Source organism: Maridesulfovibrio salinus (assembly GCF_055394525.1).
Window position 1 is genome coordinate 404,478 of record NZ_AP042461.1, and the last position, 20,259, is coordinate 424,736.

Sequence of the window (20,259 nt, forward strand, 5' to 3'; positions counted from 1 at the left end):
AAAACCCTAAATCCTTTTGGAGGGTAAAATGGCTGAACTGTACGAAGTCTATAAATGCGACGCTTGTGGTAATATCACCATGGTTGTTCATGGCGGTGAGGGAGAACTTGTCTGCTGTGGAAGTCCTATGAAACTCATGACTGAAAACACCGTTGACGCTGCCAAGGAAAAACATGTTCCCGTCATCGAAAAGATCGAAGGCGGCTACAAAGTCAAAGTCGGTGACGTTGCTCACCCCATGGAAGAAAAACACTGGATCGAATGGATTGAACTTGTTTCCGGTAACAACCGTTACTTCAAGCAGCTCAATCCCGGTGAAGCACCCGAAGCAGATTTCTGCGGTTGCCAGTTCGGCGATGAGCCTGTGACTGCCCGCGCTTACTGTAACCTGCACGGCCTCTGGAAGGCTTAAGAAACAGCTGGAAGACCACATGGCTGAACCGAAAGATATGTACCAATGCCAGATTAACAACTGCGGGTGCATTTACAACCCGGACAAGGGCGATCGCAAAGGCAAGATCCCCAAAGGCACGGCCTTCGAGGATCTTCCTGAAGAATGGAAATGCCCGGTCTGCGGAGCCAGTAAGAAGGCTTTCAAGCCATTAGGCTGAACCAATACTTGAATGGAGAATTGAAAAATGAAATACGTATGCACACTTTGCGGTTGGGTTTACGATCCCGCTGAAGGCGATCCCGATGGAGGCATCGCTCCCGGCACCAAATTTGAAGATCTGCCTGATGATTGGGAATGCCCGGTCTGCGGAGCAGGAAAAGAAGATTTCGAGCCTGAAGAATAATAACTCGGAAATCTCAACATGATAATAACGAAAGCCGGGTTAAGCCCCGGCTTTCGTGCCCTTAAAACACAAATAAAACTGGATGCATCAAAATGAGACCTGTTGAAATAAAAGAAGGAGTGCACTGGCTTGGCGTTGTGGACTGGAACTGCCGTAACTTCCATGGCTACGCCCTTTCCGCCAAAGGCACCACCTACAATTCCTTTTATATTGAAGACGAGAAAAAAGTACTGATTGACACCGTTTCCAGCGGTTTCGAAAGCCAGCTTGTCTGCGCTCTGTCACACCTCACCAACCCCGAAGAAATCGATTACATCGTAGTCAACCACCTTGAGCCTGACCATGCGGGCTGCCTGGATAAAATGGTTGCCCTCTGCAAACCCGAAAAAATCTTTGTCTCTCCCATGGGCGGCAAGGCAATAAAAACTTTCTTTGACTGCGCAGATTGGCCCCTGCACATCATCAAGCCCGGAGAAGAAGTTTCAATCGGCAAGCGCACCCTGCGTTTCTACGAAACCAGAATGCTGCACTGGCCCGACAACATGTTCACTTACGTTCCCGAAGAAAAAATACTCTTCACCAGTGATGCATTCGGCCAGAACATAGCTTCCAGCGAACGCTATGTTGATGAAATGAGCAAAGAAATGGTTGACGACTACATGCAGCAGTACTTTGCGAATATCATCACCCCTTATGCTCCCAAAGTGCTCAAGACCCTTGAAACTTTCGCAGGGCTCAACCTTGAGCTGGACACAATCTGCCCTGACCATGGTCTTATTTTCCGTGGCGAGGACTGCGCGTTCGCCCTTGAAAAGTACGCAGAATACGCTAAGCAGACTCCCAAGAACAAAGCTGTCCTTTTCTACGACACCATGTGGAAATCAACAGAACGCATGATCAATTCCGTTGCTTCCGGACTTGCTTCAGAAGGTATTTCCGTTAAAGTCATGTCCGTTAAGGCCAACCACCACAGTGATGTCATGAGCGAAGTTTTCGATGCCGCCGCTGTTGTCATCGGTTCTCCCACCCACAACAACGGTATCCTCCCCGGAATGGCGGACACTCTGACCTACATCAAGGGCCTTCGCCCCCAGGGTAAGATCGGTGCAGCTGTAGGCTCTTTCGGCTGGTCTGGTGAGTGCGTGAACATTCTCAACGAATGGCTTGAAGCCATGAATATGGAAATTATCGAGCCTAAAATTAAATCCAAAAACCGTCCAGATCACGACACACTGAAAGAATGCTTTCAGCTTGGTGTCTCCATTGCGGCGGCCATTAAAGAAAAAACCGGAAAATAATCCATTTAAGGGCGGGCGATGCCCGCCCTTAAACCACATTAGACACTACCACCCTGAAATTTATTTATAGTAATAACTGAAAAGTAATTCACAATTTAGATATTGTTGTGCTAAGGTTCCGGCAATGTTTAATAATCGGAAGTTGTTACTCGATTACTGATAATAGTTTCTTTTATGAATCCAAGTTGAGCTTCAAGTGATCAGGGAGGGCTGACTTATGGCAGTCGGACGACAAATCAAAAGACAGGTAATGCAGGTTCTTGCTTCAGATGACTGGGAAGATGAATTCGAACGCATGATGGATGAGTTTTCCATGCAGAATCTTATATCTCCCCTTTTTGCCGCCTTATGCGCACCGAAAGTTATTGTGCGCTGGCACGCCATCACCTGTTTCGGAAAAGTAATCTCACGGATGACAGAAGAAGATGCGCCCAAGGCAAGAATAGTCATGCGCAGAATCATGTGGATGCTTAATGAAGAGTCCGGTGGATGCGCCTGGGGAGTCCCTGAGGCAATGGGTGAAATCACAGCAGTCAATAAACTCATGGCTGATGAATACGGTCGAATTCTCATCAGCTACAGCCATGAAGACGAGAAGGGGCCAGAAAACTATCTTGAGTTCACCACCCTTCTGCGTGGAGCTGTATGGGGAGTTGCGCGCCTTGCACAGGACAGGCCTGAAACTGCCGCTCAGGCAGAAGATGACATGATCCGTTTTTTGAAGCACCCGGACCCTGTTATTGCAGGCACAGCCTGCTGGGCTCTGGGGGGAATAAAATCATCCAAATCCGTCAAAACTCTTGAAGCTTTGGTGGATAATGATACTATTATTGACATTTACAAGGACTGTTCGCTGCAATCAGTGACAGTGGGAAGTCTGGCTCAGGAAGCTCTGGACAGAATTTCAGGGGATTAATCAACACTATTGAACAAGGAGAGGAATGATGGATGTTCTGATGCTGTCAAGGCTGCAATTTGCCATGGCAACGATGTTCCACTTCATTTTCGTACCGCTCACACTGGGGCTTTCCATACTGGTTGCCATAATGGAAACCATGTACGTGCGCACTAAAAAAGACATTTATCTGCGCATGACCAAATTCTGGGGAAAGCTGTTCGTCATCAACTTTGTTCTCGGAGTCGTAACCGGTCTCACACTTGAGTTCCAGTTCGGAACCAACTGGTCCCGCTACTCCGAATATGTAGGGGATATTTTCGGTTCATTGCTGGCTATAGAAGCAACAGTGGCCTTTTTCCTCGAATCGACCTTTCTCGCAGCCTGGATTTTCGGCTGGAAAAAGCTCTCACCCAAAATGCATGCTGCTTCCATCTGGATTGTTGCAATTGCATCCAACATTTCCGCGGTCTGGATTATCCTCGCAAACGGCTGGATGCAGAATCCTGTCGGCTATGTGATGCGTAACGGCCGCGCCGAACTGGCAAGCTTCACAGAAGTGATCACCAACCCCTTTGCCTGGGGACAGTTTTTCCATAACTCATTCGGTTCCTTTGTTGTTGCCGGCTTCTTTGTAATGGGCATCAGCGCATATCACCTTCTTAAAAAGAATGAAATTGAGTTCTTCAACAAATCTTTTAAGATGGGTATGATTACCGCTCTTATCTTTTCCGTGCTTGTTGCTGCCCAGGGCCACAACCATGCACAGGATGTTGCCGTTAAACAGCCTGAAAAGCTGGCCGCCATGGAAGCACTCTGGGACACAGCTGAGAACGGCGCTCCCATGTACCTTTTACTCATGCCTGACGAAAAGAATGAGACCAACAAGGTTGAGTTCCTCGGCATTCCCGGTGCTTTGAGCTTCCTTGCCTTCAACAGTTTCGACGCCCCGGTCAAAGGTCTCAAGGAATGGCCCAAGGAAGACCGCCCCCCCGTAACACTGACATTCCTCTCCTTCCGCCTGATGGTAGGACTCGGAACCCTCTTCCCGCTGTTATGCATCTGGGGATGGATGAACCGCAAAAAGCTCACCGAAAACAAGCTTTATCTGCGTATCATGCTCTTATCCATACCTCTGCCCTACATCGCAATGTGGGCAGGATGGGCCGTAGCTGAAGTAGGACGCCAGCCCTGGATTGTATATGGCATGATGAGAACTTCCGATGCGGTCTCACCCATTGTGACAGGACAGGTGGCGTTTTCTTTCATCGCCCTGACCACCCTTTACACCTTGCTGGGCGTCGCAGAAATCTACCTTCTGACCAAGTTTGCCCGCAAGGGTCCTGAACCTTTGAACTCTTAAGAGCCTGTAAGACAAGGAGATTATGATGCTTGAATCAATTTGGTTCATACTCTGGGGAGTGCTCTGGGCCGTATACTTCATGCTCGACGGGTATGACCTCGGGCTCGGTTCCGTAATGCCCTTTCTGGCAAAGGACGAAAAAGACAGAAAAACAATTTATAAATCCATGGGCCCTTTCTGGGACGGTAACGAAGTATGGCTTATCACCGCCGGCGGAGTTACCTTCGCGGCATTTCCAAAGGCTTATGCGGTAATGTTCAGCGGGCTTTACACCGCGCTCATGCTGCTCCTGATATCGCTGATCATTCGCGGAGTAGCTTTTGAATTCCGTGGACTGGTGGAAAGCGACTGGGCCCGGTCTCTCTGGGACAAGCTTGCTGTGCTCGGCAGCTTCCTGCCCGGACTGCTTCTCGGTGTTGCCTTCGCCAATATCTTCATGGGAATCCCCATTGATGAGAACGGCGTATTCCAGGGCAACCTGCTGACCCTGCTCAACCCTTATGGTCTCGCTGGCGGAATTCTCTTTGTGCTGCTTTTTGCCCAGCATGGATGTCTGTGGCTGGCTGTGCGCACTACTGGAGACCTCAACGAACGTGCAGGTAAACTGGCAGCGACTATCTGGCCTCTTCTGGTAGCTGTTTTTGTTGCTTTCCTTGCCCTGACCGGTGTATACACACAGCTTCTCGGCAACTTTCTGGCGAACCCGCTGTTGTTGCTCATTATTCTGGTTCCGGTCTTTGCTATCGTCAAGGTTCGCACTCTCATATCTACCCGCAAATGGTGGAAAGCATGGGCATGTTCCGCACTGCTCATCGTTTCCATCACCATGTTCGGTGTGATCGGACTGTTCCCGGCCCTGCTGCCTTCCAGCATCAATCCGGCTTTCTCCATCACCATTCATAATGCGGCTTCGAGCCAGCTTACCTTGAAAATTATGCTGACCGTCGCTCTGATCATGGTACCCATCGTCATCGGTTACCAGTTCTGGATGCACAAGGTATTCGCAACCAAGATAACCGACGAGGATCTGGGCTACTAAAACCCACGGAGATCATTGAAATGTCCAACAAAGTTCTTGAAAAAGCCCTGAATGAACAGCTTAATGCTGAACTCTACTCTGCATACCTTTACCTTTCCATGTCCGCCTATTTCAGCGACATCGGACTGGATGGATTTGCCAACTGGATGCGGGTGCAGGCCAAGGAAGAACAGTTCCACGCCATGAAGTTCTACGATTACATTAATGAACGGGGCGGACGTGTAATCCTTGCCGCAATCGATGCACCCCAAACAGAGTGGGAGTCCCCCCTGGCCTGTATTGAGGCAGTGCTTGAACATGAGCAGAAAGTGACCTCTCTGGTCAATGGACTTGTCGATCTTGCAATTCAGGAAAAAGACCACGCCACCAATATCTTCCTGCAGTGGTTTGTTACCGAGCAGGTTGAAGAGGAGGACAACGTGAATGCAGTCCTGAACAAACTTAGACTTCTCAACGGAGAAGGAAACGGAATGTTTATTCTGGACAAAGAATTAAGCACCCGCGTTTTTACTGAGCCTGCAACTGAATAGACTCTCAATAAAATAACCAACATAAAGCCCCCGGCAGATTTCTCTGCCGGGGGCTTTATGTTGAAGAAATGAAAGTTAATGTTTTTAACAATCAGAACTCGGCAATATGACGACTGCCTAAAACATCAGACTCTCCTGCCTGTTTCTGATACGCTCGGACTCCGGCCAGATAGCTTGCTGAATAGCTGTTTCCGGATTCATATTCCGCATTCTCACTAACTGCTTCATTTCTTCCGGACATAGCTTGAGAGCTTTCTGGCAATTCCTCTTTATCAGCATCATTTTCCCGACTGATCCTTCTTTCTTCAACTGAGACTTCACCGTCTCCATTCAAATCTTCCTTTTTATCCTCATCCCCGGCCCCGAAGGCATTCTTCTTAAACTCAGCAAAGGCTTCTGAAAACGCCTCCGAAGAGTCCGCTTCACTTTCAACATTTTCTGTCAGATCAACACTGGCGAACTCCTCTCTGGAAAGCAGGCCATCACCATCGGGGTCAACCTGCTTGAAACTTTCAGCATCAAGTCCGCTATCCTCGAAACTGACCAGTTCACTATCAGCTTTTTCAGCACCGCTTTCGGAAAATTTTTCCACTCCTCCTAAGGCGACTGACAATTCACCCATTTTAGCCTTCCGCTCAAAATGAGCAGAAACCTCCACAGCAGTAATGCGGCCATCACCATCATAATCAAGCTTGGCAAATTCTTTCGCGCGCAGGCCTGACTCTTTTAGGCTAAGAACTCCATCTGAATCCTTATCCTTCGATATCATTAACGATTCTACAAAATCAGTTTGCTGCTGCTTTTCTGGAATATTTGCAAAATCGCTTAGTGATTCAGCATAATTCTGTGGCTTCTGTCCCCCGCTTAGCTCTGTTATGCTCACGATTATCTCCTAAATACAGCTTATCGTTAAAGGTAAAAAATTCCCCATTGAAACGAATGACGGTATTACAGCAAATATCATTCCTATTATTAAGAATGATCAAGATAACTAATGAGCATAAAATTATTCGATTTTGATAGGGTCAGGGACGCAAGTTGTAGTAGAGGAATGCTACTATGCTGAGGATAATTGTATTATTGTACTGCGAAACAGCAAACAAGGAGACAAATTGATGGCTAAGAAAATTCTTATGATTGTTGGTGACTTTGTCGAAGATTATGAAGTAATGGTGCCTTTCCAGGCTCTTCAGGCTATGGGCTTTGAAGTGGATGCCGTATGCCCGGACAAGAAAGACGGGGAACAGGTCGCAACCGCTGTACATGACTTTGAAGGCCAGCAGACCTACCTTGAAAAGCCTGGACACAACTTCACACTCAACGCGGACTTTGACACGGTTAATACCGCGGATTATGCTGCCCTTGTGGTCCCCGGTGGCCGCGCGCCAGAATACCTGCGTCTTAACGATAAGGTTCTCGATATGGTGCGAGATTTTTCAGACCGGCCCATTGCCGCTATCTGCCATGGCCCGCAACTGCTCGCCGCAGCCGGAATCCTTGAAGGCAAAAAAGTTTCCGCTTATCCAGCCTGCTCCCCGGAAGTACGCTTTGCAGGCGGTGAGTATGTCGAAATCGGCCTTGATGATGCAATTTGTGACGGCAATCTTGTAACCGCTCCTGCCTGGCCTGCGCATCCGAAATGGCTGCGCCTGCTTGTTGACCGCATCGGCTAGACTTCCAGCTTTAATTAATCCGGTCAGGTGGGGCAATCAACATGAGGAGGAATTCCCATGTGCGAAATTTATTCTTCCACCCCACCCCCGGAATATGAACAGTTTACCCGTTCAGTAAGGATTAACGGAGCGGTCACCAGCATTCGCCTTGAGCGCAGATTCTGGAATATTCTTGACGAACTCGCTGAAACGGAAAAAACCACTACTGGCAGGTTCATATCCAATCTGCATTCCGAGGCATACACCCTGCATGGAGATATATCCAATTTCGCCTCTTTGCTGCGCGTGGCCTGCACAACCTATCTGGTGAACAAAGCCTCCTGATCCTGAAATCGTAACGCAAATAAGCCCGTCGGTTTTAAACCGTCGGGCTTTTTTACAGTCATTGTTGACACGATTTTTAAATATGTATACCTCGAAGTTATATTTATACACAATATATGCATCCTAAAAAAGTATAAAATTAAACCTGAGGTTCATATGAAAAGACTCTTAGTCAAACTGTTAATGCTTGCTTTGACCATCTTTATGGCTTTACCCGCGGCTGCCGGAACCAGAACTATAACTGATATGGCAGGACGCACGGTCGAAATCCCTGAGAAAGTGGACCGGGTCATCTGCTCTGGTCCCGGATGCCTGCGCTACCTGACCTATCTGCAGGGCCAGAACATGATTGTCGGAGTGGACTCAATTGAACTTCGCAAAAACAGATTTGACGCCCGCCCATATGCCATTGCCAATCCGCAGTTTAAAAAACTGCCTCTGATAGGGGAATTCAGGGGACACGACAACCCGGAACTGATTCTTGGACTGGAACCGCAGCCTCAAGTTATCTTCAAAACATACAAAGACATGGGCTACGATCCTGATGAACTTCAGGCAAAGACCGGTATTCCGGTGATCTGTGTGTCTTACTCCAGTCTGGCGGCTAAACGTGATGTCATTTATAAATCTCTGCAGCTGATGGGAGATGTTATCGGCAAATCTGAAAGAGCTAAGAAAGTCTGTGATTTTATGGAAGCACAGATTCTCGATCTCCAAAGAAGGACAGCCGACATACCTGAAAATGAACGTAAGAGCTGCTACGTGGGCGGTATAGCCAAAAAGGGTCCGCACGGTTTCCAATCCACCGAACCCGCCTACCCGCCTTTCCGCTTTGTTAATGCCAACAACGTGGCCTGTCCTCCAGCCGGGGAAGGTAAGCCCCTCCAGCACGCCAATGTCTCCAAAGAGCAGATAGTGGCCTGGAACCCTGAAATACTTTTTGTAGACATTTCAACCTGTCAGCTTGGAGAAAAAGCCGGAGCTGTTTACGAACTAATAACCGACCCCGCGTACCAGTCCCTGAAAGCAGTTAAAAACGGAGAAGTATTCACCGTGCTGCCCTATAACTGGTACTCACGAAACTACGGCTCAATCATTGCCGATGCCTTCTACGTGGGCAAAGTCCTTTATCCTGAACACTTCAAGGATATTGACCCCAAAAAGCAGGCTGATGTTATTTATTCATTCCTTGTCGGTAAACCCGTATTCAATGTGATGGACAGTGCCTTCAAGGAAAAGGCATTCGACCGCCTGAGTCTGAGGTAGTAAATGCACTTTGATGACGGGCAGGTTCCCGTAGAGTATTCTGCTCATATCAGGCGGAAAACCATTTTCATCATAGCCGGTCTACTGCTGACCGTGTTTGTTCTTATCTCCTCAGTCGGCATGGGCCCGGTCCGCATCTCCCCTTTGCAGGCCCTGCTGACTTTGATGGGCGACACCGTTACCAAACGGTTTGATCTCATCATTTGGAATATCCGGCTCCCGCAGGCTCTTACAGCCATTGCCGCGGGAGCCGGGCTTTCCGTTGCCGGAGCTGTTATGCAGGCTATTCTGCGCAACCCGCTTGGCTCCCCATTTACTCTCGGAATATCCCACGCCGCCGCTTTCGGTGCAGCGGTTTCGGTTATGCTGCTGGATCTCGGGACCATGGCCAGCTCGAACGTAGGTGCGGTAACCATCAACTCCCCCTATCTGACGACTGCGGTGGCCTTCGGGTTCAGCCTTGTCGCCACCTTTGCCATAATCACAATTTCACGCCTGCGCCGGGCCACTCCTGAAGTGATGGTTCTGACCGGAGTTGCCCTTGGGGCTCTGTTCACGGCCGGGACCATGTTTCTACAATACTTTGCCGATGATGTTCAACTTGCGGCTATGGTTTTCTGGACCTTCGGCGATGTGGCAAGAGCCACATGGGCGGAACTGGGGATAATAAGTGCTGTGACAGTATGTGCCTACATCTGGTTCACCATGAACCGCTGGAACTTCAACGCCATTGAGGCCGGAGATGAAACAGCCAAAGGTCTTGGAGTCAAAGTAGAGCGTGTGCGTATCGTCGGCATGCTGCTGGCCTCGCTGGTTACAGCTGTAATAGTATCCTTTCTGGGAATAATCGGCTTTGTCGGGCTTGTATGCCCGCACATGGTGCGAAGAATTATAGGAGACGACTACCGTTTTCTGCTGCCCGCATCATGCATAACCGGAGCCGTGCTTCTTTTAGGGGCTGATACCGCAGCCCGGCTAATGCTCGCCCCGAATGTCCTTCCGGTATCTGTTCTTACAGCCTTTCTGGGAGCTCCGGTTTTCATCTGGCTTATCATCAGGGGGAATAAATGAACCTGAAAGTTAACGGTATCAAGTTCAGCTATAACGGCACACCGGTTCTTGAAAACATAGACTTCAGCGTTGAACAGGGTGAACTTCTGGCGATACTCGGCCCTAATGGGGCAGGAAAAACAACACTTCTGAAATGCATGAACGCAATCCACAGACCCGGCAGCGGTGCTGTCATGGTCAAGGACCGTGATGTTTTCAAACTCTCCTCCGATGACATAGCCCGGTTGATCGGCTATGTGCCGCAACGGGTTGAACCGGCCAGACTGACTGTTTTTGATTCCGTCCTCATGGGCCGTAAGCCGCACATAAGATGGCGGGTCAGGGATCACGATATCAGAATAGTTGACGCAGCTCTCAGAAGACTGTCACTCGCCCACCTCTCCCTGCGCTACATTGACCGCTTAAGTGGCGGGGAACTGCAGAAGGTCAGCATTGCGAGGGCTCTGGTTCAGGAACCTGAAGTGCTTCTTCTGGACGAACCAACCAGCTCCCTTGACCTCAAGAACCAGCTTGAGATCCTGCGGACTGTCCGGGCAGTGGTCAAAGGGCATCAGGTCTCAGCGGTGATGACCATGCACGATCTCAATACAGCCCTGCGCTATGCTGACAAATTTATTTTTCTTAAAGACGGAACTGTATTCGGCTGCGGTGGCAAAATGTCCGTCACCCCTGAAACCATAGAAGCGGTTTACGGGGTTGAGGTGGAAATTGAAATGCGGAAAGGCATTCCGGTGATACATCCACTGGACAATCCGGACTCTATAAACCACGGGCATGACCATCACGAGCTACATGATGTTCATCCGGCACAATAAGTAAGCGCAGATAGATCATCTGTGACGGATTTAGCCATATAATTGGCTGATAGATATCGGAATGCAAACCGGATCAGTTTCAAGCTCAGAAAAGATACAGGCAACATCCATCCTGTATTTCATTAAGCAATATTTTTAACACATAAGAGGTAAACTCACATGAGCACAATATTCTCCAACGAAGACCTTGACGGGGTTGTTGAATTCCACGGCCACAGCTGTCCCGGCCTTGCAATAGGTATCAGGGCCTCTGAATTGTGCCTGCGGGAACTTGGGCATAACAACCAGTCCTCCATTGTTGCCATATGTGAAACGGACATGTGCGGGGTGGACGCCATACAATACCTGACCGGATGCTCCGCGGGAAAAGGCAACCTCATCTTTCGCGACCACGGCAAGATGGCTTTTACCTTTTTCAGGCGCAGCGACGGCAAGGGTCTGAGAGCACTGCTCAATCAGGATTTCATGGCGGAAGAACGCAAAGAAATGAGCAGGCTCATGGGTCTGAGCTTTGAAGGCAAAGCCAGTGAAGAAGAGAAAGCTGCCTGCGAAGGGATTCGAACCGAATGCGAGAAAGCCTACATGGAAGCCGACCTTGAAGAGCTGTTCATTGTCAGTGCACCGGAAATACCTATGCCGAGACCGGCCAAGATCCTGCAGTCAATGGTCTGTGAAGATTGCGGAGAAACACACATGGAATCCAGATCAAGAAGATTTGCCGGAAAAACCCTGTGCATCCCCTGCTTTGAAAAGGTTGAACAGAAAATCTAAAGAAAGCAATCCTGCAGCCTAAGCCCCGTACAGCCCAAAAAGAACTGGCTGAAAGCTGAAGCGGAAACCAGTCAGGCATGCGGGATTGTCAGTCTTTCATGAAACAACAATTGCGATTGTTCTTCCTCAGCATTATTAAGCCTCCATGCTTACCGCATGGAGGCTTCTTTAATTGAACAGTAAGGCCTGTAATCTAATATTCAGCGAGCCAGTTTGCGGGGATGGACCATTTGCCATCCTCAACAGAGTCCACAAGGGAGTCCAACAATCTTGCTACTCCGCACTCCGAGCAGGAAGGGATATGCAGGTCTGCCGCCGGAAGCACTTCAGGGGCGGCATTCGCCACAGCGGCACTGATTCCCGCGTGCCCGAAGAGGGTCAGATCATTTTCACTGTCACCTATGGCAATGGAATTGAGATCCGGCCAGTTGTTTTCCTTCATGATCTGCAGAGCGGCTGAATGCTTGCCGTGTCCTGCGGGGCCTATTTCCAGAAATTCCTCGGCAGTACGCACACAACAGAGCCCGTACTCTTCCGCCAGTGCCCTTACAAATTCGCACTGCTTGCGGTTATTGCGGTGGGAAAAGGTCAGAATCTTGATTACACCCTTTTCACCGGGAGTAGGCCCACTCTGGGGCAACATTTCTCCTACAAGCGTAAATGCGGCCAGTTCCTCTTCTTTGAGATCAACATTACTCCAAATTCCATCGGCAACATAGCTGGCGTAATTAATTCCTTCAGCTGTCAACCTGTCCTCAATTTCTTCATAGAGCTTCAGGGTATTGCCGTAAATATCTATTTTACCGTTACGGGATATTACTGAACCGTTTACTCCGGCATGTGGATTGTGATCTCCTACACTGCTGATCAACTCCGGAACACTGATCATGTGTTTTCCGGTTACGAGGGAGAAACGCCCTCCCGCCGTGGTATAACGATTGATGGCATCAAGAGAACGGCGGTCAATGCTCTTGCCCGGCTCAATGAGGGTTCCATCGATATCACAGAAGACCCAGGGCAGCGAACCGTTATGATTTCGGGCGATCCTGTCCGCATAAGAAGACTGAACCCTGCGTGCGACAGGAAGTGTCGCTCTGGCTATGCTGGGCGGAACAGATTCATTACCGAATCTGTTTTCAAGCTCAAGAATACGCATACCGAAAGAATATGATTCCCCAACAGGAGAAGTTCGAAAATCACAATAACGAACCGCATCATGAATTATTCCATCAAGCTCCGGCTCAGGGAAGCGGTCGTATATCTCCTTGATATCCGGGAGAACCTCAATTTCAATCGGGGTACTGGAATGCCACAGTACGGCCTCTATGATATCTTCTGGAGCATTGCAGTGGGCAAGATAAGCAGCTCCGTCCAAAGGATGGAAACCTGTATTCTTCAACTTTTCTGAATAACCGATATCATGGAAAAGGGCCGCGGTTACAATCTTGTCAGCCAGTTCGGAGTCGTATCCCGCCTGACTGACTATTCTTTTTGCGGTGCAGGATGCCTGGCGCATATGTGCCAGACGGGTCGAATCCGCCGGATAAAAAGAGGCCGCGGTTTCATCGTTCAGAATCTCAACCACCGGGGCTTTGGGCTCCGGAAAAATTTCTTTCAATACATTGGACAATTTCACGGACTGCTCCGCTGAGGATATTTTGTAATTCATTTTATTTTCGTAATTTCAATCAGCAGGCAAGGCATGTTGTATCAAGTACACCTTTCTGCGAATGCTTGAGTTTACTTGTTTAATGATATTCCCAAAGAGCCTGCTCCTTTGGCCGCTTAATGCGGTATATATGATCTGAAAAGCCATTCAATCAACAGTGCATAAAGAGAATTGGTAGTGCCAGTCCATACAAAGTCAAGTTTACTTTGGGTTACAGAAACTGACAGGCCGCCTGAACATTAGTCCAAGCGGCCTGATATGCTTAATATTTGGATTCAGTTCAGCCTTGTATTTTTTTTACTTCTTCCACCAGCCGATCAAAGACTCCATCGATATCCAATCTGGTGGTATCAACAATTATAGCGTCTTCCGCTGGTTTGAGAGGGGCGACCTTCCGGTTCCGGTCCTGTTCATCCCGTGCTCGGATCTGCTCTACCAGTTCTGATAGATCAGCGGGTTTTCCCATTTCTTCAAGCTGCAGAAAACGTCTTCTGGCCCGTTCTTCAAGGTCGGCATCAAGGAAAAATTTACATGGAGCCTGTGGAAAAATAACCGTTCCCATATCACGGCCTTCGGCTATGAGGGAAGTTGTAGCCCCGATATCCCGCTGAGCCTGCTTCTGACAAGCTCTCACAGCAGGTATTCTGGCAACATTGGAAGCCCACATTCCAACCTTTTCAGTACGTATTTCATCGGTAAGGGAAGTTCCGTTAAGACTGAGCACGGAAGCCCCGCCACTACCGGACAAGGCAAACTCCAGTTCCTCAAGAGCGGCCTCAAGACGACCATCTTCCCACTCCCATGAACCTTCACCGAGCTTCCATGCGGTAGCCCTGAACATGGCTCCGGTATCGAGATAGGCAATTTCAAAACGATCGGCCAGTCGTTTGGCGAGAGTTGACTTACCAACCCCGGCAGGACCGTCAAGGGTGATAATGAAAGGAGCGGACATTAAAGAATCTCCTTGATATTTTTTAGAAAAACTTCATTTTCGTGATCAGTGCCCATATTTACCCTGATATACTCAGGCAGACCGAAACTCTTAAGAGGACGGACAATTATTCCCCGCTTGAGGAGTTCCTCAAAAATCACGCCAGCATCACGGGGCGGCTTGAACATTATGAAATTGGCCTGTGAATCAAGAACCTCGCAGCCGGATGCACGAAGTTCATCGGTAAAAAGCCTACGTCCCCGGAGCACCACATCCATAGTAGTCCTGTAGAAAGCATCATCACCAAGCACGGCAACAGCGGCTTCTTCGGCAAGAAGATTCACGGTGAAGGGAGCACGGGCACTTTTGATATAGTCCGCCAGTTCGGGACTCATTATGCCGAAACCTACACGCATACCCGCAAGACCGTACGCTTTGGAAAAGGTACGGGTCAGCACAATATTCGGAAATTCATTTAAAAGCCCCCGCATGTCATAGACTTCAGCCGGAGTGGCGAAATCTATGTACGCCTCGTCAATGGCCAGAATCGTCTGCGCGGGAATGGCGGCAGCCATCTCGCGGACCTCTGCGGCAGTAACCGCCAGTCCTGTGGGATTATCAGGAGTAGTAATGAATACAACAGCCGTCTTTTCTGTCACAGCATCCGTCAGAGCCTTGAGCGGCTGTTTATATCCCCTGTCACGCGGAACCTGCCGAAAATTGACTCCGCATAATCTGGACATGAGGCGGTACATACTGAAGCAGGACTCGTAGGTCAGCACTTCATCCTGACCGGGGTTGGCCTTGATACGAACCAGTAGATCGATAACTTCATCAGAGCCGTTGCCGCTGATTATCTGATTTTCATCCACGCCGATACGCTCGGCAATAGCCTTGTTCAGCCTGGGATTGCCGTTATGAGGATAACGAAAAATATATGGAGCATGACGGATTATGGCCTTCTGGGCCAAAGGAGAAGCCCCAAGCGGATTTTCATTACTGGCCAGTTTGATAACAGTATCGAGACCGTATTTTTCCTTGATCTCTTCGATGGTCAGCCCGGGTGCGTAGGGCTTAGAATCCATCATATCGGAACGGACTTTGATGGGGGACATGCGGGAATCCTCTTAATTGTGATGATTTTCCCCGTAAAGGACTTGAGAACCTAAGTCACGGAAAGTCGGGGTTGCAGAACCCTGATAGTTTGGAACCGGCCTTTTGTCAAAAACAGAGAAGGGCTGAGACCGGCAGCCGGGGAAAAAAGTCGCCCCCCGTCTGATGCTGGGACGGGGGGCTTTCGGGGTTAGGAGGCCAAACCGGAAAAAATCGGCTCATGCCGATCTACGGCTTGTCTGAGGTAGTGAGGTAAAATTCCATCTACATCCAGCCTTCTTTTAAAACAACACAATCAAATCTTCCTAAAAGATCAGACTGTTCCTGATCAGCTGGGCCTTACGGTCAGAACCGGGCACTTGGCAGACTTTACAACCTTCTCAGCAACGGAGCCAAACAGGATGCGGTCAATTCCGGCACGCCCGTGAGTTCCCATTACAACCATATCCGCGCCTTCACTTTCCGAAAGGCTGAGGATCTCCTCCGCGGCGTAACCGGTAACGACCTTGCCGTTTACAGTCACATCCTTGAAGTTTTCCGCGATGAAGGTTTCCATAGTTGAGTCTGCACCGCTCACAATTTCGCCCACAAAGTTCTCAATGGAGCTGGGCGGTACATGGAATCCCACATACTGGTCCAGCGAAGGTGCCACATACAGGCACAGGATTTCCGCTCCCATTGTCTTTGCCAGAGTGCTCGCGTAGTCAGCTACAACAGGGCTGTGATCGGAAAAGTCCACTGCGCACAGAATCTTCTTGATAGTTGCCATATAAATCCTCCCTGTATCAGTTTGAAAATGGAAGAAAGTGCATTTTCGAAATTACTTACTGTTTATAATAGCTGATAATTAAGTACATGGACAAGCATTTTCTTATGTTTTATTATTCAGGTGGAAAAAAAGTCTTGGCTTAATTTTTATCTAATTTTCTCAGGAATTTTTTTCCGACCTATCAAAAAGACAAAAGCAATCAATTCAGCAATTTGTAAAAAAGTCTAGACTTTGGCAAGGTCATTGCATTGTTCAAAGGGAAACCAAAGGCTGAGGAGTAAGATATGAAGATAAGTCCTGAACAAATTGAAGCCTTACAAAAGCAGCAACAGCAGTCGAATAAGGCAAAGAAGGTTGACGGGGCGGCTTTCGGGGAGTTCCTTAATCAGGAAGTGCAGCAGGGCGAAGCCCAGAAGACTGTCACAACTCCTCCGGTGCCTGGTCTTCAGGCCATGAATCCTCTGCTGCAGGTGCAGCAGACTGCTCCGGTACAGACCGCTCAGGTCAGTGAAGGAGAGTTTGTAGACAGGGTGGAAGAACTTTTCGGCAAGCTGGAAGACTATGCCGCGCAATTAGGCTCCGAAGACGGGCTGAAGCAGGCCTACAATACGCTTGAAGGAATTCAAGGTGGAGTTGAATCCCTCAAGCAGAACTGGCCGGGCGTAAACAGCGAGAATCCCGAACTGGGTTCCATTGTCTCCGAACTGGAAGTTATGGCAGCGACCGAACAAATTAAATTTAACCGGGGGGACTACGTGTAGTCTTTCGACACTGTCCCCCTCGCAGATTTTCTGCGCGAAAACCGCATTTCCCGATCTGGAAATGCGGTTTTTTTATTTTCAATTCATTTAAAATTCAGTTCTGAATCAAATAGACAAATTTTCCTGTAAAAACAGTATTGACAACCATAACTTAATGCATATTTGTAAACAAAGCCAAAAGACACAGGAGGTTTCATATGGTTATTGACTTTGGATCATTTTACAAATTTCCGTATGAGTTCGATAAGGTTTTCAATGACACCTTCAATCCCTATCAATACAAAAGGAGAAAGACAGCTTACCCTCCTTTGAACATCACAGAAGATCAGAACACTATTTATATACGTGCGGAAATCCCCGGTGTTACAATCGAAGACATGGAAATCACCATTACCGCTAAAGACCTTGTCATCAAGGGGGAACGTAAACTGCCTGAAGGAAGATACTTCCGGCAGGAAAGACCGTCCGGTGTGTTCCAGAGGATAGTGTCAATTAACACTGCCATCGAAGCCGATAAAGTATCCGCTTCGATGAAAGACGGAATCCTGAAAATAACACTGCCAAAAGCAGGTACTTCGGTACCAAGAAAAGTTGATATAGCTGTGGAATAAGGGAGGTCAGTCATGAGCAATGAAAAAAGACTCGAAAAATACAGTCCTGCTACCGATATTGTGGAAAGTGATCAGGGATTTTACATGTATATGGACCTTCCCGGAGTAAAACACGAAGATCTTGTCATTGACCTTGAAGAGAATACTCTGGTGGTAAGCGCCAAAACCGGTGCAGCTATATCCGAAGATGAAAAATACATAGACCGGGAGTTCACTGAAGGCGAATGCAGCCGCAGGTTCACTATCGCGGATGTGGTGGACAGGGAAAATATCAAAGCCAGCCTTAAAAACGGGGTACTTGAACTATTCCTGCCAAAAATGCAGGAAGTTCAGCCACGAAAGATACAGATAACAGCAGAATAAAAGATCAACCAGCAGATGAAACCAGAATCAGCGGAAATGAGGCTGACCGGGATGATTCAGCTGAGCAAAGTATGGACATGTGCAAAAGGCTCCTTTACCACGGGGCCTTTTCTCTTTACTCCAGCAGAGACCTAGCTGACCCCCTGATCATTAAGAAACCTGCCTAGCTTCATATCCGTTTCCAGAATATGATGTTGAAGCCAATCTGCGAGAAACTTGATAATACTGACGGGATCCAACACCCCCCTGTCGTTACCGAGCACTCCATCCGAAGAAGCCGCCGTCAACATAAAATCGCTGTGTTCCATTTTATGCTCTTCTTCTAAGGGGTAGGCATAAAGGGTCATCAGGCCTTCTTCTGTGGCAAAATGTCTCATGGCATATCTGCGCATCTCTTCGACAAGCTCAGCGAGGAATTTTTCCTCTTTAATATTTTCCATAGAGCCGAACGCTTTATTGATCATTTCGACCAGCAGCCTGTGCTCTTCATCTATGACCCTGACTCCCACTGAATACTCTTCCTTCCACTTCAGAACAGGCATATACTCTCCCAAAATCATTTCCGGATTAAGTACCCGGAAACCCCGGGCATAACAAACCGTGTTCCATTGCAACGACAGTTTTACGAACACTAATATATAATATCCCAAAAAAGCAAAACCCATTCAGGATAGCGTTGCCCGTCCCTGCTCTTTCTGGTAAATGGCACGAAACTCTTCAGAAAGGAGAATATCAAATGAAATTCATCAAAATACTGCTTTTGTCGGCTCTTCTCTGTCTTTTCATGATCGGAGGGACGGCCTCTGCGGGATCTAAAGTATTTGTAAAACTTCAGACCAACATGGGCAACATTGTCCTCGAACTCGACAAGGAAAAAGCCCCCAATACCGTAGCCAACTTTCTCAGGTATGTTAATGAGGCCCACTATGATGGGACTATTTTCCACCGGGTCATAGACGGATTCATGATTCAGGGCGGCAACATGGATAAATTCATGAAACCCCGCGACACTTATGCGCCTATTGAAAACGAAGCCCGTAACGGACTTTACAACGATAAATACACCGTCGCCATGGCCCGTACCAATGACCCCCATTCCGCAACGGACCAGTTTTTCATCAATGTCGCCGATAACGCCTTCCTTAACTTCAAATCCCCCAGTGGATCAGGATGGGGATACGCCGTTTTCGGTAAAGTAATCGGTGGCAAGAAAGTTGTGGATAAAATCGCCAGCACAGTAACCTTCCGCAAAGGTCCTTATGATGATGTCCCGGTAAAGCCCATAACAATTCTCAAGGCAGAAGAACTCAAGCAATAATCATCATATTGAATCTGACTTATTCTTGATCCCCGGTGCTTAGGTGCCGGGGATTTCTCTTTTATTTCAATTTGAATAATCTTCCTGCCGGTTAATTTGACCCGGCCTTTAAAGAATACTAAAACATTTGCCAAGCGAGCAAACTTTAAACCTAAACTTGTGCCAGCGAGGGGCCATGAAAGGTAAAAACAAAAAAGACGCAATCCTATACGCCGCACAGGAGACATTCGGACGTTACGGCTATGCCGGCACAACGGTTAAAATGATCTCTGAAAGGGCTGGGGTTGCTTTCGGACTGGTGTCTCATTACTTCGGCTCTAAGGAGGAACTCTTTGTCACCGCCGGCGTAGCTCTTGTCGATGACCTGATGAACTATCTGATTCAGGAAATACGCAAAGCAGAATCCGGCATTGAAGGAGTTCAGCTTTTCATGAAAAGCTATCTGAGCTACACCCTCCAGCATCGCAATACTTTTCCGGTACTTTTGCGGTGTTCACCTTTTTCGGATGTGCAAATCGATATGGACCGGACAAGGATTTCCATCAAATTTCAGCAGCTCCTCAACATAATCAGAGAATGTGTTGAGCGGGGCATTGAAGACGGATCTATCAGGGATCTCTCCATTGATGACACAACCACCATTGTATACTCCAATATAGTAGGTACGGTCAGGACAAGATTTCTGTCTCCCTATGACCTGCCGAATCTTTATGAAGAGACAACTGAATTCGTTGTACGCAGTATCAAGGCCAGAGATTAACCCTGTCTTCACTCTTATGATTTAGACTTTGTCAATAATCTCATCTTTTGGCTGAACAGACGAACCGTGAGGCATCCTCGCGGTTTGTCTGCTTTATGTCCTGTGTAACGCTTGACAGAACA

General features: G+C 48.2%; 25 protein-coding genes. 19 read left to right on the forward strand and 6 right to left on the reverse strand.

Annotated elements, in window-relative coordinates; translation table 11 throughout:
- Positions 1-28 precede the first annotated feature (28 nt).
- The 8 genes from ACZ5PW_RS01815 (at position 29) to ACZ5PW_RS01850 (ending at position 5,922) form a co-directional block, all read left to right on the forward strand.
- Entirely contained in the window at positions 29-412 is a 384-nt protein-coding gene (locus ACZ5PW_RS01815) for a desulfoferrodoxin (protein WP_464557495.1), read from the forward strand.
- Positions 413-431: 19 nt separating this feature from the next.
- Positions 432-611, forward strand: coding sequence for a rubredoxin (locus ACZ5PW_RS01820; RefSeq protein ID WP_464557496.1), 180 nt, complete (start codon positions 432-434; stop codon positions 609-611).
- Positions 612-638: 27 nt separating this feature from the next.
- Complete coding sequence (gene rd, locus ACZ5PW_RS01825; protein ID WP_464557497.1) at positions 639-797, forward strand: rubredoxin; 159 nt, start codon at positions 639-641, stop codon at positions 795-797.
- A 92-nt stretch (positions 798-889) separates the two neighbouring features.
- Positions 890-2,095 (forward strand): FprA family A-type flavoprotein, encoded by a 1,206-nt coding sequence (locus tag ACZ5PW_RS01830; RefSeq protein WP_464557499.1) that lies wholly within the window; start codon positions 890-892, stop codon positions 2,093-2,095.
- A 217-nt stretch (positions 2,096-2,312) separates the two neighbouring features.
- Positions 2,313-3,011 carry a DVU0298 family protein gene (locus ACZ5PW_RS01835; RefSeq protein WP_464557500.1) on the forward strand — a complete coding sequence of 233 codons (699 nt, stop codon included), beginning with the start codon at positions 2,313-2,315 and terminating at the stop codon, positions 3,009-3,011.
- 28 nt (positions 3,012-3,039) lie between these two features.
- On the forward strand, positions 3,040-4,353 hold the full coding sequence (locus ACZ5PW_RS01840; protein ID WP_464560469.1) for a cytochrome ubiquinol oxidase subunit I: 1,314 nt from the start codon (positions 3,040-3,042) through the stop codon (positions 4,351-4,353).
- Between the two features lie 25 nt (positions 4,354-4,378).
- On the forward strand, positions 4,379-5,392 hold the full coding sequence (gene cydB / locus ACZ5PW_RS01845; RefSeq protein ID WP_464557501.1) for a cytochrome d ubiquinol oxidase subunit II: 1,014 nt from the start codon (positions 4,379-4,381) through the stop codon (positions 5,390-5,392).
- Between the two features lie 20 nt (positions 5,393-5,412).
- Positions 5,413-5,922 (forward strand): ferritin, encoded by a 510-nt coding sequence (locus tag ACZ5PW_RS01850; RefSeq protein ID WP_464557504.1) that lies wholly within the window; start codon positions 5,413-5,415, stop codon positions 5,920-5,922.
- Between the two features lie 91 nt (positions 5,923-6,013).
- Here the strand turns inward: ACZ5PW_RS01850 and ACZ5PW_RS01855 are convergent, their stop codons facing one another.
- On the reverse strand, positions 6,014-6,805 hold the full coding sequence (locus ACZ5PW_RS01855) for an EF-hand domain-containing protein (protein ID WP_464557508.1): 792 nt from the start codon (positions 6,803-6,805) through the stop codon (positions 6,014-6,016).
- A gap of 232 nt (positions 6,806-7,037) precedes the next feature.
- On the opposite strand from ACZ5PW_RS01855, the gene ACZ5PW_RS01860 reads away from it, so the two are divergent.
- The 6 genes from ACZ5PW_RS01860 (at position 7,038) to ACZ5PW_RS01885 (ending at position 11,842) form a co-directional block, all read left to right on the forward strand.
- Positions 7,038-7,595 (forward strand): DJ-1/PfpI family protein, encoded by a 558-nt coding sequence (locus ACZ5PW_RS01860; protein WP_464557512.1) that lies wholly within the window; start codon positions 7,038-7,040, stop codon positions 7,593-7,595.
- A gap of 57 nt (positions 7,596-7,652) precedes the next feature.
- On the forward strand, positions 7,653-7,919 hold the full coding sequence (locus tag ACZ5PW_RS01865; protein ID WP_464557515.1) for a ribbon-helix-helix domain-containing protein: 267 nt from the start codon (positions 7,653-7,655) through the stop codon (positions 7,917-7,919).
- Between the two features lie 156 nt (positions 7,920-8,075).
- A complete protein-coding gene (locus ACZ5PW_RS01870) occupies positions 8,076-9,185 on the forward strand; it encodes an iron ABC transporter substrate-binding protein (RefSeq protein ID WP_464557516.1) in 1,110 nt (369 codons plus the stop codon).
- A 3-nt stretch (positions 9,186-9,188) separates the two neighbouring features.
- Entirely contained in the window at positions 9,189-10,256 is a 1,068-nt protein-coding gene (locus ACZ5PW_RS01875) for a FecCD family ABC transporter permease (protein WP_464557517.1), read from the forward strand.
- The gene (locus tag ACZ5PW_RS01880) at positions 10,253-11,071 is read left to right on the forward strand and encodes an ABC transporter ATP-binding protein (protein WP_464557518.1); all 819 of its coding nucleotides are present in this window, start codon (positions 10,253-10,255) and stop codon (positions 11,069-11,071) included. Before ACZ5PW_RS01875 ends, ACZ5PW_RS01880 begins: the two co-directional genes overlap by 4 nt.
- A gap of 159 nt (positions 11,072-11,230) precedes the next feature.
- Positions 11,231-11,842 carry an FmdE family protein gene (locus ACZ5PW_RS01885; RefSeq protein ID WP_464557520.1) on the forward strand — a complete coding sequence of 204 codons (612 nt, stop codon included), beginning with the start codon at positions 11,231-11,233 and terminating at the stop codon, positions 11,840-11,842.
- Between the two features lie 193 nt (positions 11,843-12,035).
- Here the strand turns inward: ACZ5PW_RS01885 and ACZ5PW_RS01890 are convergent, their stop codons facing one another.
- The 4 genes from ACZ5PW_RS01890 to ACZ5PW_RS01905 all read right to left on the reverse strand — a co-directional run bounded on the left by ACZ5PW_RS01890 (position 12,036) and on the right by ACZ5PW_RS01905 (position 16,324).
- Positions 12,036-13,478: an HAD-IIB family hydrolase gene (locus tag ACZ5PW_RS01890; protein ID WP_464557522.1), complete on the reverse strand. Its 1,443-nt coding sequence runs from the start codon at positions 13,476-13,478 to the stop codon at positions 12,036-12,038.
- Positions 13,479-13,791: 313 nt separating this feature from the next.
- A complete protein-coding gene (gene cmk, locus ACZ5PW_RS01895) occupies positions 13,792-14,463 on the reverse strand; it encodes a (d)CMP kinase (RefSeq protein WP_464557526.1) in 672 nt (223 codons plus the stop codon).
- Complete coding sequence (gene hisC / locus ACZ5PW_RS01900) at positions 14,463-15,557, reverse strand: histidinol-phosphate transaminase (RefSeq protein ID WP_464557530.1); 1,095 nt, start codon at positions 15,555-15,557, stop codon at positions 14,463-14,465. The genes cmk and hisC overlap by 1 nt, the downstream gene beginning before the upstream one ends.
- Positions 15,558-15,883: 326 nt before the next feature.
- Entirely contained in the window at positions 15,884-16,324 is a 441-nt protein-coding gene (locus ACZ5PW_RS01905; protein WP_464557533.1) for a universal stress protein, read from the reverse strand.
- A gap of 284 nt (positions 16,325-16,608) precedes the next feature.
- On the opposite strand from ACZ5PW_RS01905, the gene ACZ5PW_RS01910 reads away from it, so the two are divergent.
- The 3 genes from ACZ5PW_RS01910 to ACZ5PW_RS01920 all read left to right on the forward strand — a co-directional run bounded on the left by ACZ5PW_RS01910 (position 16,609) and on the right by ACZ5PW_RS01920 (position 18,059).
- The gene (locus tag ACZ5PW_RS01910) at positions 16,609-17,085 is read left to right on the forward strand and encodes a hypothetical protein (protein WP_464557534.1); all 477 of its coding nucleotides are present in this window, start codon (positions 16,609-16,611) and stop codon (positions 17,083-17,085) included.
- A 197-nt stretch (positions 17,086-17,282) separates the two neighbouring features.
- Positions 17,283-17,696: an Hsp20/alpha crystallin family protein gene (locus ACZ5PW_RS01915; protein ID WP_464557536.1), complete on the forward strand. Its 414-nt coding sequence runs from the start codon at positions 17,283-17,285 to the stop codon at positions 17,694-17,696.
- 12 nt (positions 17,697-17,708) lie between these two features.
- Positions 17,709-18,059, forward strand: coding sequence for an Hsp20/alpha crystallin family protein (locus ACZ5PW_RS01920; RefSeq protein WP_464557541.1), 351 nt, complete (start codon positions 17,709-17,711; stop codon positions 18,057-18,059).
- Positions 18,060-18,190: 131 nt separating this feature from the next.
- Here the strand turns inward: ACZ5PW_RS01920 and ACZ5PW_RS01925 are convergent, their stop codons facing one another.
- Positions 18,191-18,601, reverse strand: coding sequence for a bacteriohemerythrin (locus tag ACZ5PW_RS01925; RefSeq protein WP_464557542.1), 411 nt, complete (start codon positions 18,599-18,601; stop codon positions 18,191-18,193).
- Between the two features lie 194 nt (positions 18,602-18,795).
- Here ACZ5PW_RS01925 and ACZ5PW_RS01930 point away from each other — a divergent pair, with 194 nt between their 5' ends.
- Both ACZ5PW_RS01930 and ACZ5PW_RS01935 read left to right on the forward strand, forming a co-directional pair.
- Entirely contained in the window at positions 18,796-19,377 is a 582-nt protein-coding gene (locus ACZ5PW_RS01930; RefSeq protein ID WP_464557544.1) for a peptidylprolyl isomerase, read from the forward strand.
- A 175-nt stretch (positions 19,378-19,552) separates the two neighbouring features.
- The gene (locus ACZ5PW_RS01935; protein WP_464557545.1) at positions 19,553-20,137 is read left to right on the forward strand and encodes a TetR/AcrR family transcriptional regulator; all 585 of its coding nucleotides are present in this window, start codon (positions 19,553-19,555) and stop codon (positions 20,135-20,137) included.
- Positions 20,138-20,259: the final 122 nt, after the last annotated feature.

Bases quoted from the DNA above. Each gene is read 5' to 3' on its own strand.
- ACZ5PW_RS01815 (WP_464557495.1), top strand. From the start codon at position 29: ATGGCTGAACTGTACGAAGTCTATAAATGCGACGCTTGTGGTAATATC.
- ACZ5PW_RS01820 (WP_464557496.1), top strand. From the start codon at position 432: ATGGCTGAACCGAAAGATATGTACCAATGCCAGATTAACAACTGCGGG.
- rd (WP_464557497.1), top strand. From the start codon at position 639: ATGAAATACGTATGCACACTTTGCGGTTGGGTTTACGATCCCGCTGAA.
- ACZ5PW_RS01830 (WP_464557499.1), top strand. From the start codon at position 890: ATGAGACCTGTTGAAATAAAAGAAGGAGTGCACTGGCTTGGCGTTGTG.
- ACZ5PW_RS01835 (WP_464557500.1), top strand. From the start codon at position 2,313: ATGGCAGTCGGACGACAAATCAAAAGACAGGTAATGCAGGTTCTTGCT.
- ACZ5PW_RS01840 (WP_464560469.1), top strand. From the start codon at position 3,040: ATGGATGTTCTGATGCTGTCAAGGCTGCAATTTGCCATGGCAACGATG.
- cydB (WP_464557501.1), top strand. From the start codon at position 4,379: ATGCTTGAATCAATTTGGTTCATACTCTGGGGAGTGCTCTGGGCCGTA.
- ACZ5PW_RS01850 (WP_464557504.1), top strand. From the start codon at position 5,413: ATGTCCAACAAAGTTCTTGAAAAAGCCCTGAATGAACAGCTTAATGCT.
- ACZ5PW_RS01860 (WP_464557512.1), top strand. From the start codon at position 7,038: ATGGCTAAGAAAATTCTTATGATTGTTGGTGACTTTGTCGAAGATTAT.
- ACZ5PW_RS01865 (WP_464557515.1), top strand. From the start codon at position 7,653: ATGTGCGAAATTTATTCTTCCACCCCACCCCCGGAATATGAACAGTTT.
- ACZ5PW_RS01870 (WP_464557516.1), top strand. From the start codon at position 8,076: ATGAAAAGACTCTTAGTCAAACTGTTAATGCTTGCTTTGACCATCTTT.
- ACZ5PW_RS01875 (WP_464557517.1), top strand. From the start codon at position 9,189: ATGCACTTTGATGACGGGCAGGTTCCCGTAGAGTATTCTGCTCATATC.
- ACZ5PW_RS01880 (WP_464557518.1), top strand. From the start codon at position 10,253: ATGAACCTGAAAGTTAACGGTATCAAGTTCAGCTATAACGGCACACCG.
- ACZ5PW_RS01885 (WP_464557520.1), top strand. From the start codon at position 11,231: ATGAGCACAATATTCTCCAACGAAGACCTTGACGGGGTTGTTGAATTC.
- cmk (WP_464557526.1), bottom strand. From the start codon at position 14,463: ATGTCCGCTCCTTTCATTATCACCCTTGACGGTCCTGCCGGGGTTGGT.
- hisC (WP_464557530.1), bottom strand. From the start codon at position 15,557: ATGTCCCCCATCAAAGTCCGTTCCGATATGATGGATTCTAAGCCCTAC.
- ACZ5PW_RS01905 (WP_464557533.1), bottom strand. From the start codon at position 16,324: ATGGCAACTATCAAGAAGATTCTGTGCGCAGTGGACTTTTCCGATCAC.
- ACZ5PW_RS01910 (WP_464557534.1), top strand. From the start codon at position 16,609: ATGAAGATAAGTCCTGAACAAATTGAAGCCTTACAAAAGCAGCAACAG.
- ACZ5PW_RS01915 (WP_464557536.1), top strand. From the start codon at position 17,283: ATGGTTATTGACTTTGGATCATTTTACAAATTTCCGTATGAGTTCGAT.
- ACZ5PW_RS01920 (WP_464557541.1), top strand. From the start codon at position 17,709: ATGAGCAATGAAAAAAGACTCGAAAAATACAGTCCTGCTACCGATATT.
- ACZ5PW_RS01925 (WP_464557542.1), bottom strand. From the start codon at position 18,601: ATGCCTGTTCTGAAGTGGAAGGAAGAGTATTCAGTGGGAGTCAGGGTC.
- ACZ5PW_RS01930 (WP_464557544.1), top strand. From the start codon at position 18,796: ATGAAATTCATCAAAATACTGCTTTTGTCGGCTCTTCTCTGTCTTTTC.
- ACZ5PW_RS01935 (WP_464557545.1), top strand. From the start codon at position 19,553: ATGAAAGGTAAAAACAAAAAAGACGCAATCCTATACGCCGCACAGGAG.